This is a genomic window from Niveispirillum irakense DSM 11586, from assembly GCF_000429645.1.
Lineage (GTDB): Bacteria > Pseudomonadota > Alphaproteobacteria > Azospirillales > Azospirillaceae > Niveispirillum > Niveispirillum irakense.
Genome location: NZ_KE386934.1, coordinates 649,502 through 669,270, shown reverse-complemented (window position 1 = coordinate 669,270; position 19,769 = coordinate 649,502). Strand labels below are relative to the sequence as shown.

Below are 19,769 nucleotides of genomic sequence, written 5' to 3'. Positions count from 1 at the left end.
AAGCGTTTCCGGTCATCCAAGATCGGCACGCCCCCAGGGAGACGTCTTCATGCATCGCCGAAACTTGCTGCGCCTTGGCGCCCTCAGCGCCTTTGTGCCCCTTGTTGCCCCTGTTTGGGCCCAGGAAACCGGACGCCTGTTCGATGCCGCCGATTTTGGTGCGGTGCCGGATGGGGAGGCGATCCAAACGCGGGCCCTACAGGCGGCCATTGATGCGGCGGCTGCCGCTGGCGGCGGCACGGTGGTGCTGAAGCCCGGCCTTTATCGTTCCGGCGCGATCTTCGTGAGATCGAATGTGACATTGCAGGTGGGAAGGGGAGCGATCCTGCGCGGCGTGACCGACCTTGCCGCTTACCCGATGGTGCGCACGCGCGTGGCGGGGATTGAGATGGAATGGCCCGCCGGCCTTCTCAACATCTATCAGCAGAATAATGCCCGCATCACCGGCGAAGGGACGGTGGATGGCGATGGGAAGGTTTTTTGGGACAGTTACTGGGCCCTTCGCCGCGATTATGACCCCAAGGATCTGCGATGGGCCGCCGATTATGATTGCCGGCGTCCGCGTCTGGTCCATATCTACGATGCAGACCGGGTGGAGATATCGGGCCTGAACCTGATGCGGTCGGGTTTTTGGACGGTCCATGTCTGCTATTCGCGGGATGTGAAGGTCTCCGACCTGATCATCCGCAACAATATTGGCGGGCGTGGCCCTTCGACCGATGGGGTCGATATCGATTCTTCCGAACGGGTGCTGGTTGAGCGGTGCGACCTGTCGGTCAATGATGATGCGCTCTGCATCAAGGCCGGGCGCGACTGGGATGGGCTGCGGGTTTCCAGGCCTTGCCGCGCAGTGAAAATACGGGATTGCGTGGTGCGCGATGCCCTGGCGGGCGTGACATTCGGGTCTGAAACCTCGGGCGGTTTTCAGGATATCGAGGTTTCAGGCATCCGGATCGAATATCCGGTACCGCTGGGTATCTTCTTCAAGTCGGGCCATACGCGCGGTGGCTCAATCTCAAACATCCGCATCCATGATGTCCATCTGCAGGATGTCGCCACCTTGATGCGGATCAATCTGAACTGGTATCCCAACTATTCCTATGCCCGGATTCCGGAAGGGATCAAGAACCCGCCGGATTACTGGTCGGCGCTGGCAAAGCCGGTCCCGCGAGAGCAGGGTATTCCGCGTATCCGCGATGTGCGGATGTCCGATATCCGCGCCATTGGCGGCAAGATCGGCTTTGAGGCCGCCGCCTATCCCGAGGCGCCGCTGGAAGATTTCGTCTTTGAACGGTTGAACTGGGATGTGCGCGAAGCAGGATCCATCGCCAACGCGAAAAACTGGCGCTTCATCGGCTGTAACATCGATACCCTGGATGGTACAGGCCCCAAAGTGACGGCATCGACCGGCGTGACGGGCCTGTAAACACGCTGGTGCTATCTCATGAGAACGGCCCGGCGTATCCCTGCGTCGGGCTATTTCTTTTTTGAAAACAAACGGAAATAGCCCGGAGTGCGAACACTCCGGGCAAACAAGAGCCTGATCCTTAGAAAAAGGGATCAGTACTTCCAGCGCATGCCGACCGCGATCTCGCGACCGGTGTGACGGTAATCCTGAACGCGATCCAGAATATCGACATAGCTGTCGGAATATTGGTCGGTCAGGTTGATGGCCTCAATCGAGACGCTCAGGCTGTCCGTAATGTCATAGGACATCGAGGCGTCGAAATTGGTCGTGCTGTTGACGCCCGCTTCCGAGTTGCCATTGGCACCGGGGAAAGCGGTCAGGTATTTGCCGCGATGTGCGGCCGAGATACGGGCCTTGAACGGGCCATCTTCGTAATAAAGCGTGGCATTGGCGGTGTATTTTGACTGGCCCGTCAGGCGGTTCTTGCCGGCCGTGCCATAGCTGACTTCGGAATCGACATAGGTGACGTTGCCGATGAAACCAAAATTAGACCAGAAGTCGGGCAAGAAGGTGAAAGGCTGCTGATACTGGAGTTCGATACCGTGCAACCGGCCGCCAGCGCCGTTGAGCCGGCGGGTGACCTGGAACACGTCCGTCGGCTGGGCCGCACCCTGAAGCAACTCGTCCGGCAGGCCCAGCCTGTTCCAGACGATCCCCTCCGTGACCGAGGTGATGAAGCTGTCAATGTCCTTATAGAAGAAGGCTGCGGCCAGCAGGCCTTCATCCTGGAAGTACCATTCGACGGACAGATCGTAATTGGTGGCGCGGAACGGGTCGAGCAGGGGATTGCCATAGGCAACGGTGCGCGTCGTTGGGGCCACGCTACCGCCCGGCGTCAGGTCACCCAGCGTCGGACGCGACATGACCTTCGCAGCGCCCAGACGGACAACCAACTCGTCGGTCGGCTCCAGTGCCAGGTTGAACGACGGCAGGATGTCGTCATAGTTATTGTCGGTGGTGACGTAATTATAGCTCGTCGTTCCGCCCGCCGAAACCGTCTGCCACCCCTTTGCGGTCACATCCGTCCGGGCGTAGCGGATACCGGCATTGCCGCGCAGCGTCATGCCCGAAATGTCGGTGTTGAAATCCGCCTGGAAATAGGCGCCATTGTCCGTCTCATCGACCTCGCGTTCGCTGCGGTTCGGAACAAGCGGGTCGTTGTAGATGCTGAGGAAGTTGGCGATCTTCTTGATGTCGGGAACGATGAAGGACAGGTTCGATCCCGTCGGCGCGTTGACATAGCCGCCGATATCGACGATCCGGCCGATGGAATCGACGCCGGTCAGGCGGTCGGCCCCGGTCGGATTGGTGATCGCCCGCGCAAGACCGAAGGTCTCGAACCCATAGGTGCGGTGTTCACCGCCGACCTTGAATGTCAGAGACGGCGACCAGTCATAGGCCAGCGAGCCCGCTGCCACCCTGTTCTCGAAATTACCGCCGCCATTGCTGCGTGTGGCATTGACCAGGGTGAAGCGCTGGCCCGACGTGACGTCGAAACCATAATTGATCAGCGGCTGGCGATCATTGTCGCGGAAGTCGAAAGTGTAACCGTTGATCCCGCTGGCCTCGAACGCATACGCAACGTTCAGCGGCGTGCGCGCTTCCGACCGGTTGATACCAAGCTTCAGATTGCCATGGAGTTGATCAGAGAAACTATGCTTGGCATTGACTGAGGCCTGATAGAAGTTGCTCTCGTTCCGGGTGAAGCCGTTTTCCGCCCGTACGAGCATATTGTCGAACACGCCATAGGACAGGGTGTTCTTCGTCGGATCGATCTCATACTCGCGCAGCACGACATTATTCACAGCGGCGCGGCTGAAGGACCAGGCCTCAATGTTCGGGCTTTCAGTCTCGGAATTGAACCGCGACCAGAGCAGGTCGAGCGTCACTTCCGTGGTGTCACTCGGCTGCCATTGCAGCGCGCCGGTCATGCCCAGGCGGTCTTCGGACGTTTGCCCAAGCGTGTAGCGCGGGATGCGCGGGTAGAAGGCGTTCAGCACCTCTGTGCGCTGGGCGGGCGTGGTGCAGGGGATGCAGTTCCGGAAATTCTGGCCGGTCCCATAGGCCTGTGCCGGGTTGCCAGACTGCCAGCGGGTGGTGTTGAAGCTGCCGAGAGTCGGTGAGCGCTCCGAATAGGCGACCGACAGCAGGGCGCCATAGGTCTTGTCTTCATTCGACCAGCTCACCAAGCCGGCTGTGCGGGGAATGGTCTTTTCCGACAGGTCGTTATAGGAGGCCTGACCCGACACCGCGGCATTGAAACCGGAGCGGCGGAAATCCAGTGGGCGGCCGGTCTGGAGATCGACGGTCGCCCCCAGCGAGCCTTCTTCGATCTCCGCCGACTGGGTCTTGCGGACCCGGATGGCGTTGAACAGTTCCGATGCGAACATCGAGAAATCGAAACTGCGATTACGGCTGCCGCCCGCAGAGGCCTGGGCTTCCAGGCCATTGATGCGGGTGCGGGTAAAGTCGGAGCCGAGACCGCGCACCGAGATGGTCGTGCCCTGACCGTTCACGCGGTCGATGGTCACGCCCGGCAGGCGCTGGATGGCTTCCGCCAGATTCTGGTCAGGGAAATCAGCGATATCCTCGGCCAGGATGGCATCCACCGCGCCCGCCTCGTTCCGCTTGATGCCCAGCGCCTGCTGAAGGCTGGAGCGGAAACCGGTGACAATGATCTCTTCAAGTTCGACCGCGTCAGTCCGCTCAGCAGTGGCGGCTGGTGTCGATTGGGCAGCGGCTGAAGCGCTCCAGCCCAGCGCGGCGAGCGCAAGGCTGATCGCGGACAGAGTCCGGGCATTAACGCGTAACATTGGTTACCTCCCCACCCCGGTGACCTGACACCGGTGTCATTTCTTGAGCGATTCTTACTTCTTGAGATGCTTTTTATTTTAGTTGTCACATATGGAAGACATATGTGCTGTGTCATATGATGCGACAGAATACCGTATATTGCAATAGGTTCTCGTGCTTGAAATCGTTTTTAAGAATAAAATTTTAATTATCATTATAAAACAATGCCCTATGGCGTCATGTGTGACGCCATAGGGCATTGGGCCAGTTTTATCCAAACCGTTTAGAAATCAAGCACGTGCGACCTCGACAGCGTAAATATGGTTGGGTCCGTGCATATTAGATACAAATACAATCCATTTTCCGTCGGGGGTGAATGTCAGGTTCGGCTCCAGCCGGTAATCATGGTTGGACAGGTCCACCAATCGCTCCGACCGCAGATACTCCACGGAAATCTGGTCTTCCTTGTCGCTGGACGGATCTTCATCGACGATGGGCTCCGGGCGCAGCAGAACGATCCATTTCCCGTCGGGCGCATGCGCGACCATGTCCCCATCGCCGCCATCGCCGGCGAACAGTTTCCCATCCGGCGATGCATTGAAGTGAACCGACCAGTCATTCTGCTCCACCCGGCGATAAATGCGCTTGCCGGTTTCCAGATCGACCGAGGCAACCCAGAAAACCTGCCCGCGCGGGGTCTGCAGGTCGTAATGGACCTGTTTTCCGTCCGGGCTGAACCATTCATGGCCGAAGATCTCGAAATTCATGGTCCGCTGGTGGGTCTTGCGCAGGTCGGACCCGTCGGCCCTCATCGTCCACATCCGATCTACGCGATGCCACGGTCCTTCGTGACAGAAGATCAGGCGCTGCGGATCGGTGGGGGAGAATTGGGTGTGGCCGATCCATTCATTGGTCTTGTGAATGACGCGCCGTTCACCTGTCGCGAGATCGATGACGAAGATCTCCATCGGATGGCGGGCGGCCCAGCGCTGCAGCATCCGCACCCCTTTGGCGCGCGCGAAGTTCAGCGGTTTGCCGTCCGGCCCGTTGGCAGCATATTCCGCCTGATCGAAGCGACGGTTGCGGGGATCGGTGACGGTCGGTTGCAGCGGCTTGGAATCATAGGCGACGAAGCCCAGCAGAAGGGTTTCATCGGCATTCACTGAATTGACATTGCCGTTGGGAATCGTGCCGATGCGGCGTACTTCCCGCGTGTCGGCATCAATGGAAAACAAGGTCTTGGCCCGGTCCATCAACTGGGCTTCTGATACTTCTGTGACCGAATAATAGACATTGCGGCCCAGGCGGCCGGTGAACATCAGGTCGGCGTCGCGGCCCGGTACCAGCACCTCATGGACCCAGCTTTTCAGATCGACCAGGGTGATGCCGGCGGGCGTGGTAATGACCATGCGGTCGGGGCGGCCGTTGCGGCCGGGCAGGAACATGTTCTTGTAGAAATAGGGTTTGCCACCTCCCTCCGTCGTGATCCGTCGGACACGGTGGCCGGTCTTTGCATCAACCCATTCGGTCGGGACCGGCCCATCCCAGTGGGGGCGGGGCGGCGGTGCTACCTCTTGTGTGGAAGGGGGGGCGGTATTGGGCGCGGGCCAGGGTGGCACCTGACCGGGCGGGGGCAGGGGCGTGGCGGACGGCACATATTGGCATGTCGTCGCATTGGCGGTGCTGACGCCAAGTCCGGCGGCGGCGGGCGCGGCCAGCAGGGCCTTCAGCGCGGTGCGGCGGGTGGTTGTCATCGGGCGTTCCTCTGTTTGTTTATTGCCGTTCAGGGGGCGGGCTTCAGGCCCTCGACGCGGACGGTCCAGCCATCCTTGGGGAATCCTGGTGCATGGCCGGTGGAGCCTTCCCAGCCCCCCGCCATCAGGCCCACGGCCCATAGCAGGGCACCGTTGGATGGGAAGTAGGTCTCCGCCGCGCGGCGATAGCCGGCACCATCCGGGTTGACGGCCATCGCCACCCCGCCGGCACCGGCGGAGACAGGCACCAACTCATCCGCATGTTCGTCCAGATGGACGCGCGGTGTCATGCCGGTCGGCCCCCATTGATTATTCTTCAGGTCGGCAAACAGCCAGTCCACGGCCTTTTCCGGCGCGCCCAGGCGGGCGGCCGTCATGGCCATCATGGGGAAATCCCAGCCCCAGGTCTGGCGGATATCCCAACTCGCCTCCACCGCCTCAAAGGTGCGGCGCATGGTGTCCCGGTCAATCCGGGCACCGCTGATGAAGCCATAGGCCATGAGGAAGGACGGATGGTCGCGGTTCTTGCACTGGGGCTGCGACGCATGTTTGCGGCAGGCGTCGGACATGGCGATTGTCCAGAAATCCGGCGTCGTTTCTGTCGGCAGATAGAGACCATCCTTCACCGCCGGGGGGGCGATGCGGGCCAGGGCCCGATCCCAATCAACATTGCGTGCCAGGCCGCGCCGCTCCCGCCAGGCTTGCGCGGTAGACAGGGCCCAGCGGAAATACTCGACCTCGAAGGTCGGGTTCATGGTGGTCAGCGGATCGTAATTTTCCTGCGCCGGGATCAGCGGGGGGCCGAGATCCATCCGCCCATTGCGATCAAGCGGCCAGGAGGCCAGCAGATCGGCGGTCGCCTCCACCAGCTCCCCATACCGGTCCAGCACGGTGTGGCGCTGGTCGGCGCGCCAGACCAGTTCAGCCAGCAGGATCGGATGCGGCTGCTGCCACATGATGAAGGGGGAGACCAGGCTGGGGCTGTTGCGCCCTTCCGGCCCCGTCATCTTTGGCCACCAGGCGCCTTTGACGCCATGGCGCGCTGCCTCGGCGCGGGCATTGTCGAGATTGCCCAGATACCAGGGCAGGCTGCGCTCCAGCAGGTCGGCATGGCCCCACAGGGCCTGCCAGGCGGCATGCCAGGGGTGCATCTCCAGATGGAATTTGCCGAACCAACTGTTGGAGAACAGCCCCTCTTCCTGCGGTGGCAGTTCGCCGGCACCGTTTACCGCCGACAGGTACTGTGACAGCACCACGCGCCGTTCCAGTTCCGCCGCGCGCGGATCGGTGGAACCTGAGAAATCGACAGCACCGCCGCGGGTCCAGAAGCGCTGCCAGTGACCGGCCACGGCCTGGGCCGTCTGATCCGTGGCAGGCAGTGCGCCATCTACCGGTTGCTGCGCATAATCCACCGTGAAGCTCAGCCGGTCGGCTTTTTTGGTGCCCTGCTTGGTACGGACAAGGAAATCATCCTCACCCCGCGCCTCAATATGGCTGCCGGCGATACGGGAATAATAGACGGTTTCGTCGATGGTGCGCTTCAGCGTCACAGCGCCCGACGTCTGGGCCTGCCGGACGGTTTTGCCCCGGTTGGTCCAGTCCGACGGGTCAGGGTTGATCGAAGGCTTCACGCCCGGATAGCGGACAAGGGCCGCCAGTTTGCCTGCACTGACCAGGGGGGAGCGGATATCCACAGCGATGGCGTCCAGCGTGGGATGCACGCGCGTCACCACCTCGACCGGCTGCCCGTCATAGGTGAAGCGGCTGGTCAGGGTCCCTGTCCACAGGTCCAGAATCTGGGTGGGGGAGGTGACTTTGGCGAAGTCCAGCGGCTGGCCATCGCCGGTGGTCAGGCCAATGCGACCCAGGGAGAAACGGTGTGGATTGGCCCGCAGCCACGTATAGGCGGGGTTGGTTTCCGCATCTGCCCAGGATTTCATCCAGGCATAGGGCCGCTGCCCACGGCCCGGGACGTCCACCGGGATCAGGCCACTGGCCTCGGTATAGTTTTCCGGGTTGGGGAAACTGTGCCAGGCCCATTGCGCCATGGTCAGCAGCGGGGCCAGTTCGGAATATTGCTCCGGGAATGTCTGCAGGCCGGTAATGTCGGCGGTGAAGCCGATATCACCATTGCCCAGCATCACTGGCGCGTGCCGGTCGATGGCCGTCAGCGTCACATTATGGCGCGTGACCAGGGCCTGTCGGTCAATGGGTGCGGCGGCGGCAGGGGCTGTCGCCGGGGCGGGAGTGGTGGCGCCGATACTGGTTGCGACGCCCGGCGCCCCCAGCAGCATAAAGGCGAGAAGGGCGGCTTTGGGGCGCATCATAAGGCCACCCGGCCGCCCGGCGCGGCGCCTTTCCAACCCTGGCAAGTTCTGGCGAGGGGCGGTAACGCCCTGGCGGAGGGAACAGGCCTTGAAGGCGGCGCGCTGCCTTTATCGATATTCATCTGATCCTCGGGGGTTTCCTCTGGGCCGTGCCGTCTTGGTGTGGCGTTCGGCGGGTTGAAATCAGAATGTCATGCCCAGCGCATTGGGATGATCGGAAGTACAAGGCCTGCCCTGGTGGCTTAAGATCGGCGTGCCTCAGGTTGGTACGGTGAACGGGTGCAGGCGTCTGGAGTGCCGGATTCAAAATTTGCGGACCTGAAAACAGGGCGCCCGTCGTTCGGCAGGAGCCTCTGCATGCTCCCAGGAAGTTAAATTAATGACTCGTCCCTTCCGGCTGCCTTTATGTATGGTAACCGGTGTCTTTCTATAATATGAGAATGAAAATTACAAAATGGGAAAATTCATGTCAACGATCGTGCCACCCGCCCGGGCGTTGCATGAAATTCCAACATGCAAAAACTAAGTCCAAATAGTGAAAAGCTATGAAGCTGAGGAAACGCACATGAAATCCTTTCTTGCCACGCCCCTGGTGACGCTTGGCATCCTAGCGGCTGTCTGCGCGGGCGGTGCCGTCAATGCCAAGGTCATTGCCCTCAACACGCCGGCCGTCGGACTGACGGCGGATCGAATTGGTGCCCTTCCGGATGCGGAACGGGGGGCCTGGGCAGACTATCTGGCCCGCTCCCAGAAGCAGCGGCAGGCCGACCGTGACGCCCTGGCTGCTGAACTACCCGCCGGCGCCACGCCGCCACCCCCGCCGCAGGCTGTCGGTGGCGGTCAATATAATATGCCGCTGGATCGTCCGGCTGCCTGGTACGCGACGCAGGAAGCCTGGTCGATTGCCGACGCCATTGTGTCCTTCCAGACCCCGGCGGGTGGCTGGAGCAAGAACCAGGATCGCCGTATTGCCCGCCTGCCGGGCCAGCGCTTCTCCAACGATGCGGAGACGATGGAGCAGAACCCGGCCAATTTCGACGCGCCGGCTGACCGGTTCTGGACCTTTGTCGGCACGCTCGACAATGACGCGACCTGGACAGAGATGCGGTTTCTGGCAAAGGTTGCATCACAGGTGCCCGGCGCCAGGGGCGATGCGTGGCGCGCCAGCGTGATCAAGGGTGTGCATTACCTGCTGAACGCGCAATATCCCAACGGCGGCTGGCCGCAAATCTGGCCGCTGGAAGGTGGTTTCCACGATTCCATCACCTTTAATGATAATGCTGTTGCCCAGGCCGCCATGGTGCTGCGCGACGTGGCCGGCGGTAAGGAGGGCTTCGCTTTCGTTCCGGCCGAACTGGAAGGCCGCGCGGCGGAAGCCACGAAAAAGGCGATTAATGTGATCCTGGCGGCCCAGGTCCGACAGGGTGACCGGCTGTTGGGCTGGCCGCAACAGGTGGAGCCGATGCGTCTGGTGCCCACCAGCGCCCGCAACTATGAGCCGCGCTCCATCGCCAGCGGTGAAACCACCGATATCCTGATCTTCCTGATGGGGGAGGCTGATCCCTCGCCGGCGGTAAAGGCGGCGATTCGCGGCGGTATCGCCTGGCTGGAAGCAACCCGCGTCTATGACAAATCTTTTGAGAAGACCGATCAGGGCCGCAAGCTGATCGACAAGAAGGGCGCCGGCCCGATCTGGTCGCGCAATTATGATCTGGTCACCGGCCAGCCGATCTTCGGCGACAAGGACCAGACCATCCATGACGATGTCAACGGCATCTCCATCGGGCGTCGCAACGGCTATTCCTGGTGGATTGCCAGCCCGCAAAAGGCGCTGGATGCCTTTGCCCAGTGGACAAAGGCCCATCCCTGACGCCGGTCCTGGACTTGGCGTCCCGCCCCTCTTGCCCTATCCAAAGGATGCCGCTGGTTCCAGAAAGGAACCGGCGGTTTTTCTTTTTTTGGCAGAAAAGCGGCGTTGCGTTTGAGCGTTCCGCAGAGATGTTTCTTTTGTGTACCCCTCATGAGGGGAGGGGTTGCCACTTTATGTTGATACGGGCACGCCTGCTGAATTATAGTCCTGCGAAATTAAATATTTGCTCAGGTGCTCGAGTGCAACATCTCCGCGTTCCGGGTTTGGTCGCAGCAGCTCTCCTTTTGGGTGTCTCCGGCCGCGTCAGCGCCCAGGATGCCGGCCAGATTCTGCGTGATGTTGAACGCAACATACCGAAAAGCGAGCCACGGGCGCCCTCCTTGCCTGAGATTGCGCCCACGCCGCAGGAGGGCGGCTTCCTGAAGGAGGGGGAGACGGTGCGCGTCACCGGCTTCCGTATTCTTTCCACCCTCATCCCCGAGCAGGAGCTTCAGGCGCAACTGTCGTCCTATGTCGGGCGCGACTGCACGCTGGGTGACCTGCGGGAAGCGGCGGCAAAGATCGCCAGCTATTACAGCAAGCGGGACTTTCTGGCGCGGGCCATCCTGCCCAACCAGACACTGGAGAATGGCATCGTCACCATCCAGGTGCTGGAAGGGCGTATGGGCCGGGTGCTGATCGATCCCAGCAGCAGAACCCGCATGAATCCGGATCGGGCTGCGGCCTTCATCCATGCGCAGAACCCGGAAGGGGAGCCGCTGCGCCCCAGCGCCGTGGCGACCGGCGTGTCCAACCTGACATTGATCCCCGGCATGCAGGCGCTGGGCGTTCTTGATGCCGGTGAGCAGGAGGGCACGACAGATGTCCGCCTGAAATTGCTGGAGCCGAAGCCTGTCACCACGACCCTGCTGCTGGATAACAGCTCCGTCCGGGAAATCGGCGAGGCGCGGGCCTTGGGCATGATGAATGTGTCCAATACCCTTGGTTTCGGTGACCAGTTGGCCCTGACCGGGCAGCTTACCCAGTTCTCCCGCTATATGCAGGTTCTCGCCGGGGCGCCGGTGCTGGATGGCGATTATTGGCTGGAGGCCATGGCCGGCGCGCTGCGCTATGAGGTTGATAAGAAATATAATGTGACGAGGCCGAAAGGCGATGCGCAGACAGTGGCGTTGAACCTGCGCTGGCTGGGCCTGCGGGATTCTGCTGACCCGGTGAATTTTGCCTTCGGGGCGGAGCATAAATGGACCAATGACCGGGTGGCGGGCCTGGAGACGGCTGATAATGGGCTGACGGCTTTCACCTTTGCCGCCCATCGCCGGATGGGTGACGCCTGGATGGGCGGTGGTGCCTTTGTTCTGGATGGGCAGGTGAAGGCTGGCTTTGTCGATCTGTCCGGCAACCGCACCAACAAACTTTTTGATAAGGTCACGGCGGATACCCAGGGCTATTACGGCAAGCTCAATGTCAGTGTCGCCCGTGCGCAAAATCTTTGGGCCAATGGTGATGGGCGCATTACCCTGTCCGCACAGGCATCCACCAACAATCTGAACAGTGCTGAGCAATTCACCCTTGGTGGACCTAACGGCATCCGGGCTTATCCTGTCAGCGTCGGCAATGGCGACCAGGGCGCGATGCTGAATGTTGAGGTCGGTCACCGCGTCCGGGAAGATTTACGCCTGTCCCTGTATTGGGATGCCGGCGTGATTGAGCAGCATAAACGTACCTGGAACGGTTGGCAGGACCTTTCCTCGCCCCATAATCAATATGTGTTGCAAGGTGTCGGCGCGGAAGCGCTGTGGACACCCCTCAGCAATCTTCAGGCGCGCTTATCGGTTTCCCACCATGTTGGCAATGATACCAGTCACCGTCCGACCCCTGCGGATATGGAAAACCGGCGACGCAGGCTGCAGGCCTGGGTCCAGCTGGTTCTGACGGTTTAAGGAGCGGATGATGAATACCAGCACGGCCCCCCGCACGCGCGCCATCGTCCGGTCCCGTTTATTGCTCTGCACGGCCATGCTCTCGGTGGCGCAGGCGCTGACATTGCCGTCCCTTGCCGGTTCCGCCACGCCCGATGCGCTGCCGACGGGAGGGCAGGTACAGTCGGGTATCGCCAGCATCACCAGTGCCGGCACGGTGATGAATGTCAATCAGACCACCGGCAAAGCCATCATCAGTTGGCAAGATTTCAATGTCGGCTCTGGCGCCTATGTGCATTTCCAGCAGCCCGATGCACAATCCATGACGCTGAACCGGGTACGCGGCGCCGGTCAGTCGATGATCAACGGCACGATCACGGCGCCCGGTACGGTGATCCTGGTCAATCCCAACGGGGTCGTGTTCGGCGGTGGGGCGAGCGTGGATGTAGGCGGCCTCGTCGCCTCCACCCTGGATATTGCGAACGAGGATTTCGAAAATGGGCGGCTGGTCTTCCAGCGCGGTTCGTCGGATGGCGCCATCATCAATGAAGGCAGCCTGAAGGCTCGTGGTGGGGCTGTGGTGCTGCTGGCATCGCAGATCACCAACCTTGGCCTGATCCGGGCGGAACTGGGGTCCGTCATCCTGGCCGCCGGTGAGACGGTGGTCCTGACGCCGGACGGTGGCGCACCGCTGAAGGTTGAGGCGTCGCTGCTGCGTGCGGAGATTGAGGCGGGTGGCATCATCCAATCGACGGGCGGCGCCATTTATCTGACCGCCCAGGCCTTGAACCGCGTCAATGCCGGTGTGATCAAGGCGACCGGCGTAATGGAGGCGACTACCCTTTCCAGCAAGGGCGGCAAGCTGGTGCTGGAGGGGAGCGGCCCCATCACCCTGCAGGGTGCCACGCTGACCGCCAGTGGCAGCGCCGGCGGTGGTACGGTGCTGGTGGGCGATGCCCAGACGGCATCCGTCACCATGGATGCCAATAGCCGTATTGATGCGTCGGCCACCGAAGGGGGCAAGGGCGGGACGGTCATTGTCAACAGCCGCGATACCCAGGTTGAGGGTGTGCTGCTGGCGCGTGGCGGGTCTCTCTGGGGCGATGGTGGTTTTGTTGAAACGTCTGGCCATGAACTGGCGTTCGATGGCGTTCGGGTCGATGTCGGTGCGCTGAAGGGCAAGAGCGGCACTTGGCTGCTGGATCCGTTTGACCTTACCGTCAACAGTGCCTATGCCGCCGCTATCCAGTCCGCCCTGGCATCGGGCAATGTCACGCTGCAAACCACGAACACTGCCGTTAACAATACAGGCGTGGGGGCGGGCGGTACCACCAATGCCAGCGGTAACGGCGATATTTTCGTCAATTCCGGGATAAGCTGGACCTCGGCCAATTCCCTGACGCTGGATGCCTATCGCGGCGTTACCGTCAATGCGGCCATGTCCGGCAGCAGCCTGTCGGTTGTCACCAATAATGGTGGTACCGGCGGGCGTTTTGCCGCCAATGCCCCGGTGGATCTGACGACGGGCCTGAATATCAATGGCACCGCCTATACGATGATCACATCGTCGGCGGACTTGGCAGCCATCAGTGCCACGGGTTCCTATGCCCTGGCCAGCAACCTGACGCTGAGCGGCGCCTGGACGCCCATCGGGTTTAACAGCACCGCTGCCAACGCTACGCCGACATTTGCCTTTGGGGGCACGCTGGACGGGCTGGGCCACACAATCAGCGGGCTGACCCTGAGCCAGGCCGGCTGGTCCAACATCGGGTTGTTCAGTTCCGTCGGCAGTACCGGGTCGCTGGCCAATCTGGTGCTGACCGGTGCCACCATCAGTGGCGGCGTACCGACATCGGCCACGACGGCCTGGGGTTTCCTGTCCGGGCGGATGTCCGGCACCGTTTTCAACAGCTCTGTCAATGGCACCATATCGGGCTCCCGCCTGACGGGCCTGGGGGGGCTGGTGGGCGCGCTGAATGGCGGCACCATCCTTAACAGCAACGCCACGATCACATCGGCAAATGGCTCCGGCATATCAGCCATGGGTGGCCTGGCCGGGCAGGCCACAGCCAATTCCTATATCAGCGACAGTTACGCCAATATCAGCTTCGTCCTTGGCATATCGAATGTGCGCGTCGGCGGGGTGGCGGGCGACGGCAATGTACTGACCGTACTCAATTCCTACGCCACCGGTACGATCACGGCCACCACCAGCACCGCCAGTTTGACGCAGTATATTGGCGGTCTGGTCGGGATCAATCTTAACGGCACGATCGCCAACGCCTATGCAGCGGTCAATATCGGGCTTCAGAATTCGTCAACCCGCATTGGCGGTCTGGTCGGCAGCAGTTCAGGTCTTATCACCAACTCTTATGCGACGGGTAATATCACCCTTGGTGGCACCGGCAACCAGTATGTTGGTGGCTTGGTTGGCGTTAATTCCCAGACCACATCCGGTGCGACCAGCGCCCGGATATTTAATAGCTATGCCACCGGCAATGTCACGGCGGGCAATGCGGCAGCGGTCAATGCCTCCGCGCAATATGTCGGCGGGCTTGCCGGGCATATGCAGAATGGCGTTGTCAGCGCCAGCTTTGCCTCTGGCACCGTGTCGGTTGGTCGTTCCGCCACCTATGTCGGCGGGCTGGTTGGATCGGCAGAGGCCTTTAACCTGACCTCATCGTCTGTGCTGGGCAGCTTTGCCACCGGGCCGGTTATTGGGGGCTCTGTTGCCCAGAATGTCGGCGGGCTGGTCGGCCGTGTCTTTGGCAGCATCGTCACCGGGGCCTATTCAACCGGCAGTGTGACGGTCGGCACCCTTTCCACCAATGTTGGCGGCCTGATCGGGCAAGTCGCCACCAGTGGCACGGTTATAGCCACGGTTGCCAATGTTTGGTCCAGCAGCCCGGTTACGGCGGCCACTGGCGTTACGGTGGGCGGCCTGCTCGGCCTCATGGCCAGCAGCACGGTGCTCAATGCCTATTGGGATACCAGCAGCTCTGGCCAGTTGAGCGCCTTTGGCACCAGTACTGGCGGCAGCTTCTCTGCGATCGGGTTCAGCGGTACAGCGGCCTTTGCCTCTGCCACCTACAGCAATTTCGATTTTTCGTCCATCTGGTATCAGATCGAAGGTGCAACCCGTCCCATCCTGCGGGCGCAGAATTGGACCACCATTGTCAATGCCCCCCAGTTGCAGGCCGTCGCCATCAACCCGTCGGGCACCTACGTCCTTGGTGCGAACATCACCATGGCGGAACTGGCCAGTGCCTCGGGCCTGTGGAACACGGCCACTGGTTTTGTACCTATCAGCCTGTCCGGTTCGCTGAATGGTAATGGATATACCGTCAGCGGCCTGACCATCAATCAGACCGCCTCAGGCAGCCTGGGCCTGTTCAGCACCATCGCCAGCACAGGATCGGTTTCCAACCTCGCCCTGACCGGGGCATCGGTTACCGGTGGTGGGAATAATCTCGGTCTGCTGGCCGGGGTGAACGAGGGTACTGTCAGCGGCGTGACGGCCAGCGGCACCGTTACTGCCCTGGGCAGCAGTGTCAGTTATGTCGGCGGCCTGATCGGTTCCAATAGCGGCACGATCAGCGCCAGTTCGGTGACTGCCACCGTCAACGCCAGCAATGGACTGAGCTTTGCCGGCTTGTTGCTGGGGCAGAACAGCGCGACGGGCCAGGTCCTGAGCAGCGGGGCGGTAGGCAGCCTTTGGGGCGGCAACAGCGTACTTGCAGTTGGTGGTTTGGTCGGTCAGAACGCCGGGACTATCTCTGGCAGCACCGTGCTGGCCCGCATCCTGGTTGGCGATAATGCAACTGCGGTTGCTGGCCTTGCTGGTACCAACCAAGGCACCATCATTAGCAGCGATGCCAATGGGACGGTGCAGGCGGGTAACAATGCAGTACAGGTTGCCGGTCTGGCGGGCACCAACAGCGGCGCCGTCAGCACATCATACGCCATCGGCTCCATCAGTGTCGGTTCTGCGGCGATGCAAATCGGTGGTCTGCTGGGCCGCAATGGTGGAACGGTAACCAATTCCTATGCCAGTGCATCCGTGCAGGCCGGCAATGGGGCACAGGATGTCGGTGGGCTGGTCGGCTACAATGCCGGCACGGTCATCCACGCTTATGCGCTGGGTGGGGTGTCGGTCAGTGGCACGGGCACGAATGTCGCCGGGTTTGTCGGCACCAATGCCGGTACCATAACCAATGCCTATGCCGTCGGCAGCGTGGCGTCGGGGACCGGCTCCAGCAGAGTCGCCGGGTTTGCCGGGTTCAACAGCAGCTTCATTGCCACCGCATACTGGGACCGCTCCACCTCGGGTCAGACCGTCGGCTTTGGTGGAGAAAGCGCCGCTTTCACAGCCATTGTCGGGTTCAGCGGAACCGCTGCCTTCAGCTCCGCGACCTATAACAGTTTTGATTTCACCAATAGTTGGTATCTGGTCGAAGGCTATACGCGCCCCATTCTGCGCAGCGAATACAGCACGACCATCGGTAATGCCCACCAGTTGCAACTGGTGAACCTGAACCTGTCCGCCAGCTATACTCTGTCCCGTGATATTGACATGGGGGAGGTGCGCCGCGCATCGGGCGTGTGGAACACGGCCACGGGCTTCCTGCCGATCGGTTTCAGCGGCAGCGGTAGCAACGCCACGCCGGACAGCTTCACCGGTAGGCTGGATGGCCAGGGCCACGCCATCAACAACCTCTATATCAACAATGCCGGTATCAGCAATGTCGCCTTGTTCGCCTCGGTGGGCAGTGCTGGTGTGCTGACCAGTGTCGGCATTTATGAGGGCACGGTGGTGGGCGGTGGTGGCAATGTCGCCCTGCTGGCCGCGACCAATGCCGGCACCATCCTCAGCGCCTATGCCACGGGTACCTTGAGTGCGACCAGTGCCGCGCAATATGTCGGCGGACTGGTGGGTGCCAATAGCGGCACCATCAGCGTCGCTTATGCCACTGCCGGTGTTACGGCGGGGGCCGGTGCCACGGCTGTCGGCGGGCTTGTCGGTTATAATCCCGGTCGGATCACCACCGCCTTTGCCAGTGGGGTGGTGACGGCTGGTGCCGGGGCGGGACTGGTGGGGGCCGTTGTCGGCGAAAATGCTGCCGGTACCATCACCAATGTCTACTGGGACATCAGCACCAGCGGCCAGACGGATGGGTTCGGCGGCGGTTCCGGCAATTTTATAGGCACCGATGTCAGCGGCGCCGCCGCCTATGCCACGGCCACCTATAGCGGGTTCGACCTGACCAATACCTGGTACATGGTGAACGGCTATACGCGGCCCATGCTGCGGATGGAATATTCCAACACCATCAGCAATGCCCACCAGTTGCAGTTGATCAATCTGGCCCCTGCGGCGCAGTATCAGATCGTCGCCGACATCACGATGAGCGAACTGACACGGCCCGGCAGCCTCTGGTCATCGAAAGGTTGGGTGCCGATCGGGTTCAATCCGCTGAACTCGAACAACTCTCCAGCCTTCTTTAATGGGGTGCTGAACGGCTGGGGTCACACCATTTCCGGCCTGACCATTGCCAATGCTGCCTACAATAATGCGGGACTGATTTCCTATATCGGGACCACTGGTGCGGTTTCCAGTCTTACCCTCAGCAACGTTTCCATCACCAGTGCCGGCTCCAACCAGAATATTGGTATGCTGGCCGGCAATAATGCGGGCACGGTGGATAACGTCTTTGCTTCCGGTACGCTAGATCTGGGGGCGGACAATAGTGCCGTCGGTGGCCTTCTTGGCATGAACATCGGCCGCGTTTTCAACAGTGCCGCCAATGCAAGTCTGCGGACTGGACAGACCGCAACAAATGTCGGTGGGTTGATTGGTCTGAATTACAGATCGTTGTCCAACGTCTATGCCACCGGCTCTATTGTTGTCGACCTTCAGTCGTCTGCTGTCGGTGGGCTGGTTGGTAACAATGGCGGTGGAACCATTGTGAATGCTTACAGCACGGCCAGCATCGTCGCGGCACCTAATGCTACCTATGTTGCTGGTCTGGCGGGCTATAATACCGGGTTGATTTCTGCGACCTATGCGGCCAACAGCATCAGCGCGGTGGCGGGTACAGGTGTGGCCGGTCTGGTGGGCGGTGGCACCGGGACCGGCACGGTTGTTGACAGTTTCTGGGATGTCACCAAGTCCGGCCTGACCGTTAGCGTCAGCAACAGCAATGTCTCCGGAACGGTCGCGGGACTTTCCTCTGCTGAATGGTTTAGCAACGGCCCAATTGTCCAATCTGTCTTCAGCACGAATGACTGGGTACAGGGTTATCCCTACCCGATACTGAAAGCGTTGCCCTATATTACCCTGACCGGGTCGGGTACGGCCACCTATGGCCAGTCGGCCAGCTCCACCACAATCATCAGTGCGTTTGACCAGAACGGCAACAGCATCACCAGCGGCATTTCCACGGTGGGGCTGACCTGGGCACCGGCCTCGGCCAATGCCTCGGTTGGGGTTGCCGCCATGGGCGGCAGTGGTGCCAGCTATTCCGGTGGTCTGTACCAGTTCGCCTATAGCGGTAATGTGACCATCACGCCTGCCGCACTGACCATCACGGCCAGCGGTGTGACCAAGACCTATGGCAACAGCACCAGCGTTACTGCCTATACAGCCTCCGGTTTGGTGACGGGTGACACCATCGCCTCTGTCACCTTGACGCCCAGCGGGGGGGCTGACGCAACAGCCAGTGTCGGCACATACACGATCGGTGCTTCCGGCGCGTCTGGCACGGGTCTCTCAAACTATTCAATCACCTATGCCAATGGCACGTTGGTGGTAAACCCAGCGGCTCTGACAATCACTGCCAGTGGTGCGACGAAGACCTATGGCAATTCGATCAACCTGACGGGCTTCACCAGCAATGGCTTGGTGAATGGCGATAGCGTCAGCGGTGTCAGCCTGACCTCTGGTGGTTCCGGCACGTTGGCCAATGCTGGCAGTTACAGCATCGTGGCGTCTGGCGCGTCTGGCACGGGCCTGTCGAACTATTCGATCACCTATGCGGACGGCACCTTGGTGGTTGACCCGGCGGCCCTGGTGATCACGGCCAGCGGTGCGACGAAGACCTATGGCAATTCGATCAACCTGACGGGCTTCACCAGTTCGGGTCTGGTGAATGGCGATAGCGTCAGTGGCGTCAGCTTGGTTTCCGGTGGTTCCGGCACGCTGGCCAACGCGAGCAGCTATTCCATTGTCGGTTCTGGCGCGTCTGGCACGGGCCTGTCGAACTATTCGATCACTTATGCGGATGGCACCTTGGTGGTGAATCCGGCGGCTCTGACGATCACGGCCAGCGGTGCGACGAAGACCTATGGCAATTCGATCAACCTGACGGGCTTTACCAGTTCGGGTCTGGTGAATGGCGATAGCGTCAGTGGCGTCAGCTTGGTTTCCGGTGGTTCCGGCACGCTGGCCAACGCTGGCAGCTACAGCATTGTCGGTTCTGGCGCGTCTGGTACAGGCCTGTCGAACTACTCGATCACCTATGCGGACGGCACGCTTGTGGTGAATCAAGCGTCGCTGACGATCACGGCCAGTGGTGCGACGAAGACCTATGGCAACTCGATCAGCCTGACGGGCTTCACCAGCAATGGCCTGGTGAATGG

The 19,769-nt window shown here is 61.1% G+C and carries 7 protein-coding genes; 4 read left to right on the top strand and 3 right to left on the bottom strand.

What is annotated here, in order from left to right; genetic code table 11:
* Positions 1–49 precede the first annotated feature (49 nt).
* A complete protein-coding gene (locus G473_RS0122070; RefSeq protein ID WP_029014892.1) occupies positions 50–1,426 on the top strand; it encodes a glycoside hydrolase family 28 protein in 1,377 nt (458 codons plus the stop codon).
* A 134-nt stretch (positions 1,427–1,560) separates the two neighbouring features.
* Here G473_RS0122070 and G473_RS0122065 read toward each other — a convergent pair whose 3' ends face one another.
* The 3 genes from G473_RS0122065 to G473_RS0122055 form a co-directional block, all read right to left on the bottom strand.
* A complete protein-coding gene (locus G473_RS0122065; RefSeq protein ID WP_029014891.1) occupies positions 1,561–4,281 on the bottom strand; it encodes a TonB-dependent receptor in 2,721 nt (906 codons plus the stop codon).
* Positions 4,282–4,551: 270 nt separating this feature from the next.
* Positions 4,552–6,015, bottom strand: a complete 1,464-nt coding sequence (locus G473_RS0122060) for an oligogalacturonate lyase family protein (RefSeq protein WP_029014890.1) — start codon at positions 6,013–6,015, stop codon at positions 4,552–4,554.
* Positions 6,016–6,044: 29 nt separating this feature from the next.
* Positions 6,045–8,342, bottom strand: a complete 2,298-nt coding sequence (locus G473_RS0122055; RefSeq protein ID WP_210163377.1) for a hypothetical protein — start codon at positions 8,340–8,342, stop codon at positions 6,045–6,047.
* A gap of 565 nt (positions 8,343–8,907) precedes the next feature.
* Between G473_RS0122055 and pelA the strand changes: the two genes are divergently transcribed.
* From pelA to G473_RS28345, 3 genes are all read left to right on the top strand, one after another.
* On the top strand, positions 8,908–10,212 hold the full coding sequence (gene pelA / locus G473_RS0122050) for a pectate lyase (RefSeq protein WP_035708577.1): 1,305 nt from the start codon (positions 8,908–8,910) through the stop codon (positions 10,210–10,212).
* 380 nt (positions 10,213–10,592) lie between these two features.
* Positions 10,593–12,152, top strand: a complete 1,560-nt coding sequence (locus G473_RS0122045; RefSeq protein ID WP_245580240.1) for a ShlB/FhaC/HecB family hemolysin secretion/activation protein — start codon at positions 10,593–10,595, stop codon at positions 12,150–12,152.
* A gap of 7 nt (positions 12,153–12,159) precedes the next feature.
* The coding region (locus G473_RS28345) for an MBG domain-containing protein (protein ID WP_084438485.1) at positions 12,160–19,769 on the top strand (7,610 nt) is incomplete at its 3' end.

Bases quoted from the DNA above. Each gene is read 5' to 3' on its own strand.
- G473_RS0122065 (WP_029014891.1), bottom strand. From the start codon at position 4,281: ATGTTACGCGTTAATGCCCGGACTCTGTCCGCGATCAGCCTTGCGCTC.
- G473_RS0122055 (WP_210163377.1), bottom strand. From the start codon at position 8,342: ATGATGCGCCCCAAAGCCGCCCTTCTCGCCTTTATGCTGCTGGGGGCG.
- G473_RS0122060 (WP_029014890.1), bottom strand. From the start codon at position 6,015: ATGACAACCACCCGCCGCACCGCGCTGAAGGCCCTGCTGGCCGCGCCC.
- pelA (WP_035708577.1), top strand. From the start codon at position 8,908: ATGAAATCCTTTCTTGCCACGCCCCTGGTGACGCTTGGCATCCTAGCG.
- G473_RS0122070 (WP_029014892.1), top strand. From the start codon at position 50: ATGCATCGCCGAAACTTGCTGCGCCTTGGCGCCCTCAGCGCCTTTGTG.